We start from the raw sequence: 15,712 nt of genomic DNA on the forward strand, positions 1-15,712 counted from the left end.
GTTTACTGGTAACGCTGTACAATACGTTCCAGTTCACCTGCGGCCCGGGCTTCGTCCAGCGCTTGCTGCAAGTCTGCCACAATGGCGGGGTCGGTTTCGTTGCTGAACGCCAGATACATGGGCGTTTCACGGAATGTAAGAACCGGCTTAAGGCCGCTAACGCCAAATTCTTTCTTGGCCACCAGAGGGCCCACCAGGCCGTCCGTTACCCAAAGATCCGCCTGGCCCAGCACCAGGCGGCGGGTATTAACCTCGCCCGAGGCTGCCATAATCACGTTAAAGCCCTGAGCGGTTAAATAATCCGACATCACATCGCCTTTGTAACCCGCAATTTGAAGGTCTTTGGCGTCGTTCAGCGAATTCAAGGTTATGTCAGAATCCGGAGCCGCGAACAAAGTCCACTGAATGGACGCCAGCGGGCCCACCCACTGGAACTGATTGGCGCGCTCGTCGGTTTTTGCGGTACAAAACAAAGCGTGATTTTTTCGACCCTGAACCCAGTTGTACGCGTAATTCCAGGCCCGCATTTTCATCATATAATCATAATCAACCCGAGCCAGTGCGGCTTTGACCATGTCAGTGCAAATGCCGGTGATGTCGTCTTCATTATGGGCAACCGCCTTGCCAGAAAAGGTGTCGTTATAGGGCGGGTATTTTTCAGTAAAAATGTACAGTTTCTCAGCACCCACAGCGGTTGCCGTCGCGCTGAATAACAGCAGCGACAATAAGCCGTAGCTAAGACCTTTCACAGCACAAGCAGTCAGAGAATTCATGGCGGTCGGCATTCAGCATGTCCTTATCACTGGTTTTAGTGCACGAACTGCACTTTACACACCGCGGGATTGGACACCGTAACCACTGCTGATTGCAACCCAATCTGCCCAAACTTCTGACGCCCATCAAAGAAATACCGAGCTAAAACCTATAGTCCCAGCTCAAGCACCCGTTAAGGCTGAGGTTGCCGTGCATGTGATAGGGCTGGCATTGTCGTGTATCCGCCAAAGTGGCCGGTTTTAAACAAACTTTGTGTCATTGGCTTGCGTATTTCTCTGGCTGCCGATGTGAATTGTCAACAGTTGTCAGGCTTAGGGCTTCAAAGTAGCCCTAAGCGATGGCAGAAATTCGTCACACACAGCAATTATGTTGATTCGGTTCAACAGCGAGGAAGCCCATGAAAACGAGCAAGTGGATATGGTTCGTCTGGTTATTGGTCGTGTTGTGCTACGTCGTTCCCTACGGTGTTCTGTCGGACGTGCAGACTTGGTACGGCAGTTTTCTATTCTGGAGCCTGATCGGTGTGCTGATCATCGGCGCTAACATTTTCATGACAAAGAACTTCGAGGACTACTGATCATGAGCGAATCATTGATCTGGTGGTCAGTCGGCGTTTATGTGCTTGTCGCCCTCACCATCGCCGTGCTGTCTCGTCAGGGCAAAGCCGCAAATATGTCGAGCTATTTCCTAGGTGACAGACAAATGAACGGTTTCGTCTCTGCGCTGAGCTACAGCGCAACGACCTACAGCGCTTTCATGATGGTGGGCCTTGCCGGTCTAACCTATAAGGGTGGCGTGGGCGCCTTGGGTTTCGAGATCATTTACTTCGCCGGCGTTTCATTGGTGGCAGTCTTCGGACCCAAGTTCTGGGCGGTGGGTAAGACGTTCGGTTTTGTCACACCCAGCGAAATGCTGGGCCACCGCTACACATCCAAACCGGTGGCAGTGGCCGTCTCCGTCGCCAGTTGCTTGTTTCTGATCCCTTACGCTGCCGTTCAACTGTCTGGCGTAGGCTATCTGATGCAGGGCATGACCGGTGGCGCGATTCCCTTTACTACCGGTCTTATGGTCGCAACCGCCCTGGCTATTCTGTTCTCTTACGTCGCAGGTATTCGCTCGGTCATGTGAACCGACTCCTTGCAGGCAGTCCTGATGATCGTAGTTTCGACCCTGGTTGCCCTGCTGGCAATTTCGGAGCTTGGCGGCTTTTCGGGTCTGTTCCACATCCTTGAAATCGAGCATCCGCAGTCCTTGTCCGTCCCCGGCAGCGGGCTGTTCAGCTTTGTAACGTTCCTCGGCCTGACCATTTCCTGGTTCTTTTTCGCACTGACCAATCCCCAAGTGAGCCAGCGTTTGTTTATGCCTTCATCACTGAAGGCCATGCGTCAGATGCTAGTAGGCTTCCTGGTATTTGGCCTCGTCTACACCCTGACTTCCATCCTCTGGGGCTTTACCGCGCTGGCTGCCTTTCCAGGCCTGTCTAACCCCGACATGGCCACGCCAACGCTGCTCGCTTCTGACATGATTCCACCGGTGCTGGGCGTCCTTGTCATGATTGGCATCATGGCGGCCGCCGTGTCGACCATCGACTCCATCATGCTGACGCTGGCGTCCATGTTGTCCCGGGACGTCTATGCCAACGTCAAACCTGGCACTAGCGAAAAGCGTCAGCTTACCATCGGCAAGATCGTCCTCCCGATCATCGCAATATTGGCGTATGGCTTTGCCCAGCTTGAACTTAACCTCATCGCGGTATTGTCCGTTGCTGCCTCTTCGGGTCTGGCAGTCATGGTTCCGGCGATCATCGGCGCCTTCTACTGGCGTCGCGGTACTGCAGCTGGCGTGCTCGTCAGCGTGATCGGTACCGGCCTGTTCGTGATCTATGCGTACATCAATGGCGGCAAGGTACTGGGAATCCCGGCAGGTATCTGGGGCGTTCCGCTCTCAACGCTGTTGTTTATTGGTGTCAGCCTGCTCACCAAGGCTCCCACTGCGGTAGCTGACGAGTTCCTAAAGGCGGCCAACAGCCATCGTAAAACGGCTCAACCTGCAGTCAGTTTCAACCCGGCGGTTAAGAACGTCTAGGCGCTGTTGACGTTTCATTACATCAGCAACCATAAAACCCAGAAGCCATTGCGACGACGCCCTGATAGTTGCGTTTCAACGGCCTGCGGTTCGTCTAAAATGGCCAAATCGATGCGATCGAGTTTTCTCATCTCACCTTTATCTTTCGCTTGGAAATAGTCTCAAAGCAGTTAGTCTTGGTGTTTCTCGTGAAAATAAAGACGAGCCTATCAATTTTTTTAAGATAATAAGCGTTTAATTTTGCCGCATCTATATACACTTGTATTCGTGCTATGGGTCATGGGTAATCGTGGCCTGAACAGGAGAGTGACTATGATTATTGGTGTACCAAAGGAAATTAAGAATAATGAATTCCGCGTTGGTTTAGGGCCCCAAGCTGTCCAGGAGTTAGTCGCCCACGGTCATCAGGTGGTGGTTCAGGCCAGTGCCGGTGCGGGCATTGATTTTACGGATGAGCAATACTTGGCTGCCGGTGCAAGTCTTGTGGCTTCTGCGGAGGAAGTGTTTGGGCAGGCTGAACTGATCGTAAAAGTAAAAGAACCCCAACCCAGCGAGCGAGCTTTGCTTCGCTCTCACCATACGTTGTTTGCCTACCTGCACCTTGCCCCGGATGTTGCGCAAACCAAAGATTTGTTGGAGAGCGGGGCCACCTGCATCGCGTATGAGACCGTGACCGACGGAAAAGGCGGTTTGCCGTTGCTGGCCCCCATGTCGGAAGTTGCCGGGCGTATGAGCATTCAAGCTGGGGCTCGGTGTCTGGAAAAGTCTCAGGGTGGACGGGGTTTGTTGTTGGGTGGCGTGCCCGGAGTGCAGGCGGCGACAGTGGCGATCATTGGTGGTGGCGTGGTGGGCTTCGCTGCGACGCAGATGGCGGTGGGCATGGGCGCTCGCGTACTGGTGCTGGATAAGTCCATGGAGGTGCTGAGACGCTTTGATGCGATTTTTGAAAACCGGGTTCAGACCTTGTTTTCCTGTGTTAAGACGGTTGAGGAAGCGGTACTGCAAGCGGATGTTGTCATTGGTGGTGTGCTGATTCCCGGGGCGGCGGCGCCTAAACTGGTGACTCGTGAGCTGATATCGAGAATGAAGCCAGGTTCAGTGGTCGTAGATGTTGCCATTGACCAGGGCGGCTGTTTTGAGACGTCAAAACCGACCACTCATGCCGATCCCACTTATGTGGTGGACGGTGTGGTGCACTACTGCGTTGCCAATATGCCCGGAGCCGTTGCCCGAACGTCTACTTATGCCCTTAACAATGCGACGCTGCCTTATGTGTTGCAGATCGCCAATAAAGGCCCGCGCAAGGCCCTGGAAGACAATGAACACCTGCTGAACGGGCTAAACGTTGTGAAAGGCCAGCTTACCTGTCCATCTGTAGGCGTTGCGCAAGGAATCGAGTCCATCAGTCCGACACAGGGACTGAAGTTGATCGATTGAGACAGCGCGCCAGTCAAGCAGTGTGACCCACCCGCACCGAGTTCACTTTCGAGCGGTGGGTTGCTTAGTGCGCTCTTAACGATTTTCAAGAAATCGGGCGATCGTTTCATGGCCAAGAAACTCTCTATTTACCGATGAAAAAGATTCGACAGATGATTGAGACTGATTTACTCCTTGATCAAAAACAAGACCATTAAGCGCAAAAAAGCCGATGGTTTTTGTCAGGTCCAGCGCAATGGTCAAAGTTGCGACGGCTGCACCGAACAGGGGAACTCCCCGCTCTGTTGCGAGTCACACAGCGCCAACTGCTGTCATTTTTAAGGAGTAAGGATGCTTTCCGTGAATCTGGGGCCACTTAGCTTGCCCATGGGCCATCTACTGCTGGTATTCGCCTTCGTGGTGGCGCTGATAACCGGTGCTATAGCCGGACGCAAAGAAGGTGTCCCCATCGCTGGCACCCTGGCAGATATTTTTCTGGTAGCCCTGCTGACAGCGCGCATTGGCTTTGTTGCGCTTTACTTCGAATATTACCGCGATGATCTGCTGGGCATTATTGATATTCGCGATGGCGGTTTCAGTGTTCTGGCAGGCGTTGCCGGGGCCTTGGTGTTTATCGCCTGGCGCATGCGCCGGCACACGCGAATACGCCGCCCACTGGCCATTGCCATGACAGCGGGGCTGATCAGCTGGGGCGCTATTGCCGGGCTCATCGCCCTGATGGAGCAACAAACCGCCAGCTTGCCCCAGGCCAGCCTCGCCACTCTTGATGGCAAGCCCATACAATTGTCTGAACTGGCGCCGGGCACGCCCATGGTGGTGAATCTGTGGGCCACCTGGTGTCCGCCCTGCATTCGCGAAATGCCCGTGTTGGAGCAGGCACAAAAAGACAATCCCGGTGTGGCCTTTGTTTTTGTAAATCAGGGCGAACAACCGGAAACGATTCGCCGTTTTATGCAAGACCAAGGCTTAAGCTTGACGAATCTGATGACCGATTTCAGCGGTAGCCTTGGCCGCAACACAGGTAGCCACGGCCTGCCTACTACCTTGTTTTATAACGCTGAAGGCCGACAGGTGGATGCTCATATAGGCGAGCTGTCCAATGCCACCCTAGCCAGCAATCTGGAACAGCTTGAGGCTCCCTGAGCCGTAATCAACGTATCTGACCCTATAGGAGAGAATTGTTATGGCTTCACCCGCCACCTTTACAGCCAGCGCATTTGCAATCCACAAACCAGGCCGCTGGCAGCCATCGCTAATGGCGGCACTGGCCGCCGCCACTCTGGGCGCTAGTGGCATCGCCCTCGCCCAGGAAAGCTACCCGCCTGCGGTGCAGTTGTTGATTGACCGCGGCGTGTCCATTGCTGACAGTTTCGAAGCACCCGGCGGCCTGACCGGCTACGCCGGCGACATGCAGGGTCGGCCAGTGGCGTTCTACCTGACTCCCGACGGCGACCATATTATTGTTGGCCCCATGCTAAATGCTAATGGCGACAACCTCACTGAACCAAAAATCCAGGAACTGGTACAAGGGCCGCTGAACCAGAAAGCCTGGGCGCAAATGGAAGAGAGCGCCTGGGTACTTGATGGCAGCGCCGATGCGCCGGTCATCGTGTATACCTTTACCGATCCCAACTGCCCTTACTGCCATCGTTTCCGCCAGGCGGCAGAGCCCTGGATTGATGCCGGAAAAGTGCAACTACGACACGTGATGGTGGGCATACTGCGCGAGGATAGCCTATCTAAAGCCGCCACCATTCTGGGCGCAGACGACCCCCAGGCCGCCCTGCGCGACAACCAGCAAAGTTACAACAACGGCGGCATAGAGGTGAACCGCGAGCTGGTCAGTGCCAACAACAAACGCATTACCGCAAATAACCGTTTGATGGGCGAACTGGGGCTGAGCGCCACCCCCAGCACCTATTACAAAGATGAAAATGATCAGATCCAGATGCAGCAGGGCTTACCGCGCCCCGAAGACATGCCTACAGTGATGGGAAGTGCCCAGCCCTGATTGCTGTTAGCACCTCAGGCCCGGCGGTTGTCGTTGACATCGTCTGCAAGCCAAGCCTTGATCAGCGATTGATAGGGCATATCCCGCTTGTTAGCCTCGATTTTGATCCGATCAAGGAGAGTTTCGGGCAAGCGGAGCGAGATCGTCTTGGTTGACGGCTTCAACTTCGGGAAGGACGCCGGTTTTGCCTGATTCCAGTCCAGGTAATCGGAGGAGTCGTGAGCTTCCCAGAACTCTCGTTCTTCCGCTTCTGATTTGAACTCAGGCATCTTTTTTAGCGTGCTCATAAACAGCCCTCTCTTTGCGGTGTATGTCGCGGGCGGAAATTACTCGAATCAGTGCATCGTTATGCCTTAGCGTGAAAGTAATGTGCAGCAGTCTCGCATCATCTGTTTCACCAAGGGCATGTAAACGGACTTCGGCTTGGCTGTGCTTGGAGTCTTCCAACACCAAAAGCGGCTCATTAAAGAAAATGGCTTCCGCCTCAGACTGGCTGACGTGATGTTTCTCTGAATTTTTCCGGGAGTTGCCATCGTCCCAGTTAAAGCCAGTAATTTGTGCCCAATTGATCATAAATGTATATTATCAACATATACGCAGGCGTCAACAGGTTCTAACCAATGCAGACGCGGCGACGTTCAATAAACAAAATCGTTACTTCACGCTGCAAATCAACAGGAGTTTTTATGACACTGACACTGAACATTGTGACCTGTAGCACCCGCCCTGGCCGCATAGGGCCGTCGATTGCCCAGTGGTTCCTGGAGTACGCCCGTGAACATTCTGCATTTGACTGCCAGTTGGTAGACCTGGCCGATTTCGAACTTCCGGTTTACAACGAAGCCAAACACCCCGCGACAGGCATTTACGAGCACGAACATACCCGTAACTGGGCTGCCAGTGTGAACAGCGCAGATGCTTTCGTATTCGTGATGCCGGAATACAATTTCTGCCCGCCGCCGTCATTCGTGAACGCTCTGAACTACGTGTACACCGAGTGGAATTACAAGCCCTGTGGCTTCGTCAGCTATGGCGGTGCCGCCGGCGGCGTGCGTGCAGCCCTGCTGGCGCGGCAACTGGTCACCACCCTGAAAATGATGCCTATGGTAGAAGGGGTGATGGTGCCCATGGCCTGGAACCAGATTGATGACAGTAAAGTGTTTCATTCTAACGAGCTGATTGATCCGTCTGCCACTGACCTGCTGGTGGAGCTTGAGAAATGGGCCAAAGGCCTGAAAGCCATGCGATAACAGCACACCGCGCCCAGACCCAATGACACCGTAAACTGGCCGTAGTAAGCTGACCGGAAAACCGGCATCTACAAACATCGCCGTATCCTGCTTCAACATACACAAGGGTACGACGGTGTTTTTTCAGCTTACGAGGCTTTATGACTGTTACCGCACCTACCCCTTCAGAATCCGCATCAGCATCGTCCGTCAACCCGGTGCTTGACCTGCTTAGCCGCCACCGTTCCATTCGCAAGTTTACTGACCAGAAGATTCCGGCCGAGCTGCTGTCTAACCTGCTACACGCCGGCCAATGCGCCGCCACCTCCAGCCACGTGCAGGCTTACACGCTGCTTCACGTCGTCGATACCGCCAAGCGCGAGCGTTTGGTAGAGCTGACCGGTGGCCAAGGCTACGTCGCTTCCGCCTCGGACTTTTTCGTGTTCTGCGCCGATATGAAGCGCCCGACCGAAGCTGCCGCAAGAGCTGGCGCCGAGATAATTACCGGCACCACCGAGCAGTTGCTGGTGGCCAGCATAGACGCAGCAATGATGGCGCAGAACCTTGTGGTGGCAGCAGAATCTGAAGGGCTGGGCATTTGCTACATCGGTGGTATTCGTAATGATCCGGCTGCCGTCAGCGACCTGCTGGATCTGCCCGATCAGGTGTATCCGGTATTCGGCTTGTGTCTGGGTTATCCGGACCAGGATCCCCAGGTGAAGCCGCGCCTGCCACTTAGCGTCATCGTGAAAACGGACAGTTACAACAGCGAACAGGACAACGCGCTGATTGATGGCTTTGACGCCACTATGGAAACTTATTACCGCGAGCGCCTCGGCGGTAATAAGTCCAGCAACTGGTCGAAGCAGCTTAAACCCCTGTTCACCAGCAAGCTGCGCCTGCATCTGAAGGAGTTTCTGGAAAAGCGCGGCCTGGGTCGGCAATAGGCGATATAGAAAATCGGGGACAGATTTTAAATCTGTCCCTGGTTCCCGTATCAGGGCGTAACCTTCTCCCACACTGTTAGCTCTGACAGGCTGTGCTGGTATTTATTGCGGGTCTCGCGAATCACGAACGGCAGGCTGCGCGGCGCGCTCATCAAACGGAAATGCGGCGCCAGCAAGTCTTTCAAACCGTCCAGAGTGCTGTAGTTTTCGCCGTCTTTCTTGTAACCACCTACCCACTTGTCCTTCGGAGTGTATTCCTCCAGCCAGGTGTAAGGTGAGGCAATTACCAACACGCCGTTATCGTTCAGCCGCTCGTGAATGCGAGTCAGAAATTTCGCCGGATCGTACAGGCGGTCAATCAGGTTGCCAGCCACAATCAGGTCGTAGTTGTTAAACAACGGCTTCAAGTTACAAGCGTCGCCCTGATGAAAGGCTACACGCTCGGCAGACTCGGTCAGGCCCAATTCCTCTAGGGTGCGCTCGTGGTAACTCACCAGGTCACCCTCTTCCGGGCGGGCATAGCGAATCACCTTCTGTTCTGCCATCTCCACTCCTTTCTGGATGAAATTGGCTGAAAAGTCGATGCCGTCCACATGCTCAAAGCGGGTAGCCAACTCAAAACTGGTGCGGCCGCAAGCGCAGCCGATATCCAGGGCGCGGCCGTAGCTTACGCCACTTTGGTCAGCCGCTGAGCGCTCGTCGAGGGCTGCGATACCCGCCATCGCCAGTTCTTTGGGAAAGTTGGCTTCGCCGTGCCAGTTTTCGCCGAAATTAAATTCCGAGTACTGGGCAAGAATGACATCGTTTTCGTAATACGCGCTGGGGTTCTTCAATTCGGCCTCCGAAGCCACATAGCGGAATCCCGCATGCTGGAAGAAATGGCGGCGGAACGCATAGCGGGCACTGAGCCGCGCCTCGTTACCGCAAGAAATCCACGACCCGCCTTTAATCAGGTTGTGGCGATTATCAAATGTGGGTGTGGTGAAATCATCGTACAACGGATGCACCTCAAACCCGGCAAACGGATACATCGGCGTTTCAGTCCACTGCCACACGTTACCGACGACATCAAACCACTGGCCGTGGCGGAAGCGAGTAACCGGGCAGGAAGACGCGCCATGGTCCAGATGCAAGTTGGCCGCTGCGGGCCCGGCGCCTACTTCCGCTACCTGAGCCACGTCGACCAGGCGGTGCCATTCGTCTTCGGTGGGCAGGCGTACCGGGCGGCCACCATCCACGGTTTTCCATTCGCAGAAGGCTTTGGCTTCGTGGTAATTCACTTCCGCGGGCCAATCCCACGGCATTTCAACTTCTTCGGTCATTAACCGCAGAAACCATTGATTGCGCCACACCCAGAAAGTGGGGTGGCTGGCCTTAGCAAATGCGCGCCAGCCCAAGCCTTCTTCGCTCCAGTAAGCATCTTTGCTGTAGCCGCCGGCTTCAACGAATTCCAGAAACTCCTGATTGCTCACCAAATATTTTGACGCATCAAACGCGTCTACGCTGGCTTGATGGCGGCCATATTCATTGTCCCAGCCATAGTAATCACTATCAGCTGGCAGGCCCAACGCCACATCGCCCGCCGCCACCGGCAGCAGCTCGTTCTGCGGAGCTTCCCCGCTTTGGGTGTTGGGCGCCCACTCTGGCTGCGGCTGCACATACTGCAGCTTTTGCTGGCGAATCAGCACCGATGAGGTCTCCATGTGAATGCGCTCGTGATCGATGCCCATCAAAATCGGCCATAACGGGCTCTTCCAACCCACCGGCAACTGCAAGGGCAAGGTGCGGATGAGATCCACCACCATGGCCCGAACTTTCTGACGATAGGCCATAACCGCCGAAACCTTAGGCCAGGCGTAGTGGTCTTCGTTCAGGTCGTCCCAACTCATTTCATCCACGCCCACCGCAAAAATCGACTCCATCTCTGGGTCAATGCGCTCGGGCAGAATTTTCGCCAGCACCAGCTTGTTCACAAAGAAAGTCGCTGTATGGCCCAAATAAAACATCAGCGGATGGCGCAGCGGTATCGACTTCTTAAAATAAGCCTCTTCAACGGCCAGCGTTGTAAACAGTGATTCATAGGTGTCAAAAGTGTCGCAAAAAGAGCGCTCGATTTCCTCGCGTTTTTGCTGCACATTACCCTCGGCCAGGTTGACCGTGCGGCTGAACAGCTCAGCCGGCTTGATGGCAGGGTCCGGCGCGGCAACCAACTCAGCGGTTTTTTCAGTCACAATTCTCTCCTGATTCCTTTCTAATTCTAATTATTTCAGCGGGTTAACCTTAAACTCTGAAGTACCCTCAGGGAAATGACCCGCGGGCAAATACTGATTGGGGGAAATGTACGCTGATGCCCGGGAAACAGCTTCATTCGACGCGGACATTTTCTGCATCAGAGTACAGATTCCACCGCCTGCGTTACCTGTTTGTCGCCAGGGCGCACGCTGCTTGAGAAAGACCCCACTACCTGGCCGCGATCGTTCAACAGGTATTTTGTGAAATTCCACCGCGGCGGCTGGCTCTGTTGATTAATATGGGCGAACACAGGCGTTGCGCCGGCACCGGTGACCGACCCGGGGGCTATCATGGTGAAGGTAACGCCGAAATTTTTGAAACAGATGGTGGCCGCTTCCTCTTCGGTGTCTGCCTCCTGACGAAAATCGTTGCTGGCAAAACCAACCACCACCAGGCCTTCTTTACCATAACGCTGATGCAGCTGTTCAAGGCCTTCGAACTGGTTAGTAAAACCACAAAAGCAGTGTAACTGCTGACTGGCCACCTGAACATAATGCGTATCCTGTTATTCTTACTAATAGTAGAAGAAGTTACGGGCTCACGACCGCAACGGTTTGCTGCGCCGCCGCTCTTTGCCGCCGGGAAACAAATAAATCCTCAGGAGCCAAACCATGACATTACCAATTTTTCACGTATTTCTGTCCCACGGACTGGAAAGTGGCCCCGACAGTACTAAGATTCAAACTATGAAAGCGGTCGCGGAAAAATACCCGGGCGTGGTGGCCGAAGCGGTAGACCATCGCAGCAGTAAAGACCCGACAACCCGCCTGAAGCAGATGCAGACAGCCATAAAGCGGTCTGGGGCTGATCCTCAGCGCACCGTATTGGCAGGGTCCAGCATGGGCGGCTGGGTGTGTGCGCAAACGAGCGCATTGACCCCGGTACTGGGCTGTTTTCTATTAGCCCCTGCGCTGGCACTCATGGGCTATCCACAATCCAGGCCGCAGATTTGTGCCACTTTCAGCCAAATTATTCATGGCTGGGAAGATCACGTTGTACCAGTAATGCCTGTGTTGGAGTTGGCTCAACAGCAAGGCATCAGCGCCATTGTGCTGAACGATGGCCACTGGCTCGAAAACAGCTTACAGCGAATAACCCAAGAGTTTGAACGTTTTTTATTAGCATGCCTGAAAGGCCATAATACGCCTTAATACCAAGAAGTTATTGACGAGAAAAAAGACAGCAAGCGAAGCTTAAGTTTTTATCCGTAAACTTGCGCTTCACTCTGTGTTTTGCCAGTCTAAAGACAGAAGAATAACCAATTCAGAAAAAGAAGCGGAGATTACGCGATGAGCAGCATGAGTAAATTCAAGAAACTGGCCGGTATTTCAGCACTGACGTTTGCGGCCCTCACCGCAGCGAATTCGGTGAACGCTGCCAATTGGCGTTACGCCCATGAAGAATACGAAGGCGATGTTCAGGACGTTTTCGCTTACAGCTTTAAAGAATACATCGAAGACAACTCCAAAAACACGGTACAAGTTTACCGCTTCGGTGAACTGGGCGAGTCTGATGACATCATGGAGCAGACCCAGGCCGGCATTCTGAATTTTGTAAACCAGTCGCCCGGTTTTACCGGAGCCCTGATTCCAGAAGCGCAAATTTTCTTTATCCCGTATCTGTTGCCTACAGACATGGGAACGGTGGTTACCTTTTTCCGTGAAAGTAAGGCTATCAACGAAGACTTCCCTAAACTTTACGCAGAAAACGGCTTGAAGTTGCTGCAGATGTATCCGGAAGGTGAAATGGTCGTCACGCTCGACGAGCCCTTTACGACCCCGGCAGAGCTGCAAAATAAGAAGATTCGCGTGATGACTAACCCGTTGCTGTCGGAAACCTACTCCGCTTTTGGCGCCACGCCTACGCCCTTGCCTTGGGGTGAAGTTTACGGCGCGCTGCAGACCAATATGCTTCAGGGCCAGGAAAACCCGATTTTCTGGATTCAGTCCGGCGGTCTTTACGAAGTGTCACCCAACCTGGTCTTTACCGGTCACGGCTGGTTCACCACCGCATTGATGGCCAACCAGAATTTCTACAACGGCCTTTCAGACGCAGACAAAGAGTTAGTGAACAAAGCGTCTGATTTCGCCTTTGAAGAAATTCTTGTTCATATTGACGGCCTGGCTGATGACGCCCTGGCAAAAATCCAGGCTAGCAGTGACGAAGTCACCGTTACACGCCTGACCGAAGAGCAGATCGACGTGTTCCGCAAGCGCGCCCCGCAGGTCGAGGCCAAGTTTGTTGAAATGGCCGGCGATAGTGGTCAAAAGCTGCTGAACCAATTCAAGCAGGATTTGCAAGACGTCCAAAAATAACGGATCGTTATTTTTTGCAGCCCCTGGCCTCGCGGGCACTTGCCTGCGGGGCCCAAAAACTCACCCCGCCCAGCCGGGGTTTCCCCCCTACCGGCCGAGACTTTGCCACTCCGGAGCATAGCCCATGACCGAGAACTCCCCGGATTTAGACGACACTGGCCATTATGACTCGGGACTACCCGGCTTTTTGGGCATCATCGATGAGTGGATTGCTAAAACCGAGGCGGTAATCCTTGCCGCCGGCATTATTTTGATGGCACTGAACACCTGCGTGAACGTGATTGCCCGCTTCGTATTCGGCGAAGGCATGTTTTTCTCGGGCGAGATCAACCGCATCCTCATTATTTTGGTCACCTTCGCCGGCATTGGCTACGCAGCCCGCCACGGACGCCATATTCGCATGTCTGCGATTTACGACGCCTTTCCCGCCAAGGGCCGCAAAGTGCTGATGATTATCATCGCGCTGTTTACGGCCGCGATGATGTTCTTCCTGTGTTATCACTCCTTCGGCTACATCGTCACTTTGTACGATCGCGGTCGGATACTACCCGCGTTGGGCATAGACATTTGGATGATCTACATCTGGGCACCCATCGGTTTTGCCGTTACCGGCATTCAGTATTTGCTAACCGCCGTCAAAAACGTAACCAGCAAAGACGTGTACTTATCCACCGGTGTGGTGGACGGCTATGCAGAGACCGAAACCGAAGTTTAAAGCAGCCCGAATCAGACAAGACCCTGAGCAGACCACAAAAGGCAAGAATCATGGCAACAATACTGATGGTCATTATGATCGGGCTCCTGCTAATGGGCTTCCCGATGATGATCCCGCTAACAACCGCTGCTGTTGTCGGCTTTGTAATGATGTTCGACGGCTTCAGCCAGATGGGCACTTTTATTCAGCAGATGATGGGCGGCATTCGCCCCGCGTCGCTGATTGCGGTGCCGATGTTCATTTTGGCAGCGGACATTATGACCCGCGGCCAGTCTGCTGATCGCCTGATCAATATGGTGATGGCGTTTATTGGCCACATCAAAGGCGGGCTAGCTATTAGCGCGGCCACCTCTTGCACCCTGTTCGGCGCGGTGTCGGGCTCTACCCAGGCCACCGTGGTGGCGGTGGGTTCACCGCTGCGGCCGAAAATGTTGAAGGCGGGTTATTCCGATTCCTTTACCCTGGCGCTGATTATTAACGCCAGTGATATTGCGTTTTTGATCCCCCCCAGCATTGGCATGATTATTTATGGGGTTGTCTCGCAAACCTCCATTGCCGAATTGTTTATTGCCGGTATTGGCCCGGGCATCATGATTCTGTTCATGTTTTCGCTTTACTGCCTGTTCTACGCCTATAAGAACAACGTGCCCACCGAACCCAAGGCTACCTGGGGCGAACGCGGACGCGCCGTGCGGGAAGCCCTGTGGCCGCTGTTTTTCCCGGTTATTATTGTGGGTGGTATTTACGGCGGTATTTTCAGCCCCACCGAAGCAGCCGCGGTATGCGTGTTGTATGCCTTCTTGCTGGAATTTCTGATTTTCCGTTCGCTGAAACTCCCGGATATTTACCGCATTGCCAAATCCACAGGTCTGATCACCGCCGTGGTGTTTATTCTGGTGGCCGTGGGTAACGGCTTTTCATGGATCCTGTCGTTTGCACAGATCCCTCAGGCCATTCTGGAATCTGTAGGCATTAATGAGGCCGGTCCGGTTGGCGTACTGGTTACCATCTGTGTTGCGTTCTTTATTGCCTGCATGTTTGTGGACCCGATTGTGGTGATTCTGGTGCTGACGCCGATATTTGCGCCGGCCATTCAGGCCACCGGACTAGACCCGGTACTGGTGGGTGTGCTGATCACCTTGCAGGTGGCCATCGGCTCTGCCACACCGCCATTTGGCTGCGACATATTTACCGCCATCGCCATTTTTAAACGGCCGTATATGGATGTAATCCGCGGCACACCGCCGTTCATTGTGATGCTTATCACCGCTGCCGGATTGATTATCGCGTTCCCGCAGATTGCACTGTTCTTGCGCGACCTGGCTTTTCCAGCCTAATCAGGAGACAACGGAATGTTCAAACGCATATTAGTCGCCATCGATGGCTCAAAAAACTCAATGACCGCTTTGGATAAAGCCATCGGTTTGCAAAAGCTGATTCCTGACGTCGAAATCTTTTTGCTGTGCGTGTACAAGCACCACAGCCTGTTTGAGGCATCGTTGTCGATCAATCGTCCTGACAGCATGGACATCCCCGACAAGGTGCTTTCAGAGTACGCCAAGGAGGTTGTAAATCACGCCAAAGAACATGCCAAGGAGCAGAACGCCACTCATGTCCGCGGTTTTGTCAAAAGCGGGCGGCCGTCCAAAGTGATCGTACAGTTCGCCCAGGACAAAGAAGCCGACCTGATTGTGGTGGGCACCCGCGGCACCCATAGCGACAAAGACGGCATGTTTCTGGGCAGCGTGTCGCACCGGGTTACCAGCCACGCCAAGTGCCCGGTGCTGGTAGTCTGACTGGCCCAACCTCAACCGCTGGAAGACACCTCCACGCGGTTGCGGCCGTTTCGTTTTGCTCGATAAAGCGCCTTATCGGCCAGCCCCATCAGCTTTTCTGGATAATCTGGT

16 protein-coding genes and 2 pseudogenes are annotated in these 15,712 nt (G+C 54.0%); 12 read left to right on the plus strand and 6 right to left on the minus strand.

The features are described from left to right. Positions 1–2: 2 nt before the first annotated feature. Positions 3–785: a substrate-binding periplasmic protein gene (locus ATI45_RS13160; protein WP_098419876.1), complete on the minus strand. Its 783-nt coding sequence runs from the start codon at positions 783–785 to the stop codon at positions 3–5. A 386-nt stretch (positions 786–1,171) separates the two neighbouring features. Between ATI45_RS13160 and ATI45_RS13165 the strand changes: the two genes are divergently transcribed. The 3 genes and pseudogenes from ATI45_RS13165 (at position 1,172) to ald (ending at position 4,296) form a co-directional block, all read left to right on the plus strand. Further along, positions 1,172–1,351 carry a hypothetical protein gene (locus ATI45_RS13165; RefSeq protein WP_098419877.1) on the plus strand — a complete coding sequence of 60 codons (180 nt, stop codon included), beginning with the start codon at positions 1,172–1,174 and terminating at the stop codon, positions 1,349–1,351. Positions 1,352–1,446: 95 nt separating this feature from the next. After that, positions 1,447–2,859 (plus strand): annotated as a pseudogene (locus ATI45_RS22420) (sodium:solute symporter family protein). 312 nt (positions 2,860–3,171) lie between these two features. Next, positions 3,172–4,296, plus strand: a complete 1,125-nt coding sequence (gene ald, locus ATI45_RS13175) for an alanine dehydrogenase (protein WP_098419878.1) — start codon at positions 3,172–3,174, stop codon at positions 4,294–4,296. 75 nt (positions 4,297–4,371) lie between these two features. Here the strand turns inward: ald and ATI45_RS22275 are convergent, their stop codons facing one another. Next, positions 4,372–4,539, minus strand: a complete 168-nt coding sequence (locus tag ATI45_RS22275; protein ID WP_179888061.1) for a hypothetical protein — start codon at positions 4,537–4,539, stop codon at positions 4,372–4,374. 87 nt (positions 4,540–4,626) lie between these two features. Between ATI45_RS22275 and ATI45_RS13180 the strand changes: the two genes are divergently transcribed. Beyond that, entirely contained in the window at positions 4,627–5,439 is an 813-nt protein-coding gene (locus ATI45_RS13180; protein ID WP_098419879.1) for a TlpA disulfide reductase family protein, read from the plus strand. A gap of 40 nt (positions 5,440–5,479) precedes the next feature. Further along, positions 5,480–6,307: a thiol:disulfide interchange protein DsbG gene (gene dsbG / locus ATI45_RS13185; RefSeq protein ID WP_098419880.1), complete on the plus strand. Its 828-nt coding sequence runs from the start codon at positions 5,480–5,482 to the stop codon at positions 6,305–6,307. Positions 6,308–6,321: 14 nt separating this feature from the next. Here the strand turns inward: dsbG and ATI45_RS13190 are convergent, their stop codons facing one another. Both ATI45_RS13190 and ATI45_RS13195 read right to left on the minus strand, forming a co-directional pair. After that, positions 6,322–6,594: a BrnA antitoxin family protein gene (locus tag ATI45_RS13190; protein WP_098419881.1), complete on the minus strand. Its 273-nt coding sequence runs from the start codon at positions 6,592–6,594 to the stop codon at positions 6,322–6,324. Then, positions 6,569–6,880 (minus strand): BrnT family toxin, encoded by a 312-nt coding sequence (locus tag ATI45_RS13195; RefSeq protein ID WP_098419882.1) that lies wholly within the window; start codon positions 6,878–6,880, stop codon positions 6,569–6,571. Before ATI45_RS13195 ends, ATI45_RS13190 begins: the two co-directional genes overlap by 26 nt. 113 nt (positions 6,881–6,993) lie before the next feature. Here ATI45_RS13195 and ATI45_RS13200 point away from each other — a divergent pair, with 113 nt between their 5' ends. Continuing rightward, positions 6,994–7,557: an NADPH-dependent FMN reductase gene (locus ATI45_RS13200; protein WP_098419883.1), complete on the plus strand. Its 564-nt coding sequence runs from the start codon at positions 6,994–6,996 to the stop codon at positions 7,555–7,557. Between the two features lie 140 nt (positions 7,558–7,697). After that, the gene (gene nfsA, locus ATI45_RS13205) at positions 7,698–8,483 is read left to right on the plus strand and encodes an oxygen-insensitive NADPH nitroreductase (protein WP_098419884.1); all 786 of its coding nucleotides are present in this window, start codon (positions 7,698–7,700) and stop codon (positions 8,481–8,483) included. A gap of 50 nt (positions 8,484–8,533) precedes the next feature. On the opposite strand, the gene ovoA is transcribed toward nfsA, so the two are convergent. Together ovoA and ATI45_RS13215 are read right to left on the minus strand one after the other, a co-directional pair. After that, positions 8,534–10,714: a 5-histidylcysteine sulfoxide synthase gene (ovoA, locus tag ATI45_RS13210; protein ID WP_098419885.1), complete on the minus strand. Its 2,181-nt coding sequence runs from the start codon at positions 10,712–10,714 to the stop codon at positions 8,534–8,536. Positions 10,715–10,872: 158 nt separating this feature from the next. Beyond that, positions 10,873–11,235: pseudogene (locus ATI45_RS13215) on the minus strand (glutathione peroxidase); the annotation flags it as partial. A 151-nt stretch (positions 11,236–11,386) separates the two neighbouring features. On the opposite strand from ATI45_RS13215, the gene ATI45_RS13220 reads away from it, so the two are divergent. From ATI45_RS13220 to ATI45_RS13240, 5 genes are all read left to right on the plus strand, one after another. Continuing rightward, positions 11,387–11,926 (plus strand): YqiA/YcfP family alpha/beta fold hydrolase, encoded by a 540-nt coding sequence (locus ATI45_RS13220; RefSeq protein WP_098419887.1) that lies wholly within the window; start codon positions 11,387–11,389, stop codon positions 11,924–11,926. A gap of 138 nt (positions 11,927–12,064) precedes the next feature. Further along, positions 12,065–13,090, plus strand: coding sequence for a TRAP transporter substrate-binding protein DctP (gene dctP, locus ATI45_RS13225; protein WP_098419888.1), 1,026 nt, complete (start codon positions 12,065–12,067; stop codon positions 13,088–13,090). A 124-nt stretch (positions 13,091–13,214) separates the two neighbouring features. Then, a complete protein-coding gene (locus ATI45_RS13230) occupies positions 13,215–13,805 on the plus strand; it encodes a TRAP transporter small permease (protein WP_098419889.1) in 591 nt (196 codons plus the stop codon). Between the two features lie 50 nt (positions 13,806–13,855). Further along, entirely contained in the window at positions 13,856–15,142 is a 1,287-nt protein-coding gene (locus ATI45_RS13235; RefSeq protein ID WP_098419890.1) for a TRAP transporter large permease, read from the plus strand. Between the two features lie 15 nt (positions 15,143–15,157). Further along, complete coding sequence (locus tag ATI45_RS13240) at positions 15,158–15,601, plus strand: universal stress protein (protein WP_098419891.1); 444 nt, start codon at positions 15,158–15,160, stop codon at positions 15,599–15,601. Positions 15,602–15,712: the final 111 nt, after the last annotated feature.

The sequence above is a fragment of the Marinobacter sp. LV10MA510-1 genome, from assembly GCF_002563885.1.
GTDB lineage: Bacteria > Pseudomonadota > Gammaproteobacteria > Pseudomonadales > Oleiphilaceae > Marinobacter.

What these genes read in the sequence shown, in the direction of transcription:
- nfsA (WP_098419884.1), top strand. Translation starts at nt 7,698, where the DNA reads ATGACTGTTACCGCACCTACCCCTTCAGAATCCGCATCAGCATCGTCC.
- ATI45_RS13230 (WP_098419889.1), top strand. Translation starts at nt 13,215, where the DNA reads ATGACCGAGAACTCCCCGGATTTAGACGACACTGGCCATTATGACTCG.
- ATI45_RS13200 (WP_098419883.1), top strand. Translation starts at nt 6,994, where the DNA reads ATGACACTGACACTGAACATTGTGACCTGTAGCACCCGCCCTGGCCGC.
- dsbG (WP_098419880.1), top strand. Translation starts at nt 5,480, where the DNA reads ATGGCTTCACCCGCCACCTTTACAGCCAGCGCATTTGCAATCCACAAA.
- ald (WP_098419878.1), top strand. Translation starts at nt 3,172, where the DNA reads ATGATTATTGGTGTACCAAAGGAAATTAAGAATAATGAATTCCGCGTT.
- ATI45_RS13235 (WP_098419890.1), top strand. Translation starts at nt 13,856, where the DNA reads ATGGCAACAATACTGATGGTCATTATGATCGGGCTCCTGCTAATGGGC.
- ATI45_RS13160 (WP_098419876.1), bottom strand. Translation starts at nt 785, where the DNA reads ATGCCGACCGCCATGAATTCTCTGACTGCTTGTGCTGTGAAAGGTCTT.
- ATI45_RS13195 (WP_098419882.1), bottom strand. Translation starts at nt 6,880, where the DNA reads ATGATCAATTGGGCACAAATTACTGGCTTTAACTGGGACGATGGCAAC.
- ATI45_RS13190 (WP_098419881.1), bottom strand. Translation starts at nt 6,594, where the DNA reads ATGAGCACGCTAAAAAAGATGCCTGAGTTCAAATCAGAAGCGGAAGAA.
- ATI45_RS13220 (WP_098419887.1), top strand. Translation starts at nt 11,387, where the DNA reads ATGACATTACCAATTTTTCACGTATTTCTGTCCCACGGACTGGAAAGT.
- ATI45_RS13165 (WP_098419877.1), top strand. Translation starts at nt 1,172, where the DNA reads ATGAAAACGAGCAAGTGGATATGGTTCGTCTGGTTATTGGTCGTGTTG.
- ATI45_RS13180 (WP_098419879.1), top strand. Translation starts at nt 4,627, where the DNA reads ATGCTTTCCGTGAATCTGGGGCCACTTAGCTTGCCCATGGGCCATCTA.
- dctP (WP_098419888.1), top strand. Translation starts at nt 12,065, where the DNA reads ATGAGCAGCATGAGTAAATTCAAGAAACTGGCCGGTATTTCAGCACTG.
- ATI45_RS13240 (WP_098419891.1), top strand. Translation starts at nt 15,158, where the DNA reads ATGTTCAAACGCATATTAGTCGCCATCGATGGCTCAAAAAACTCAATG.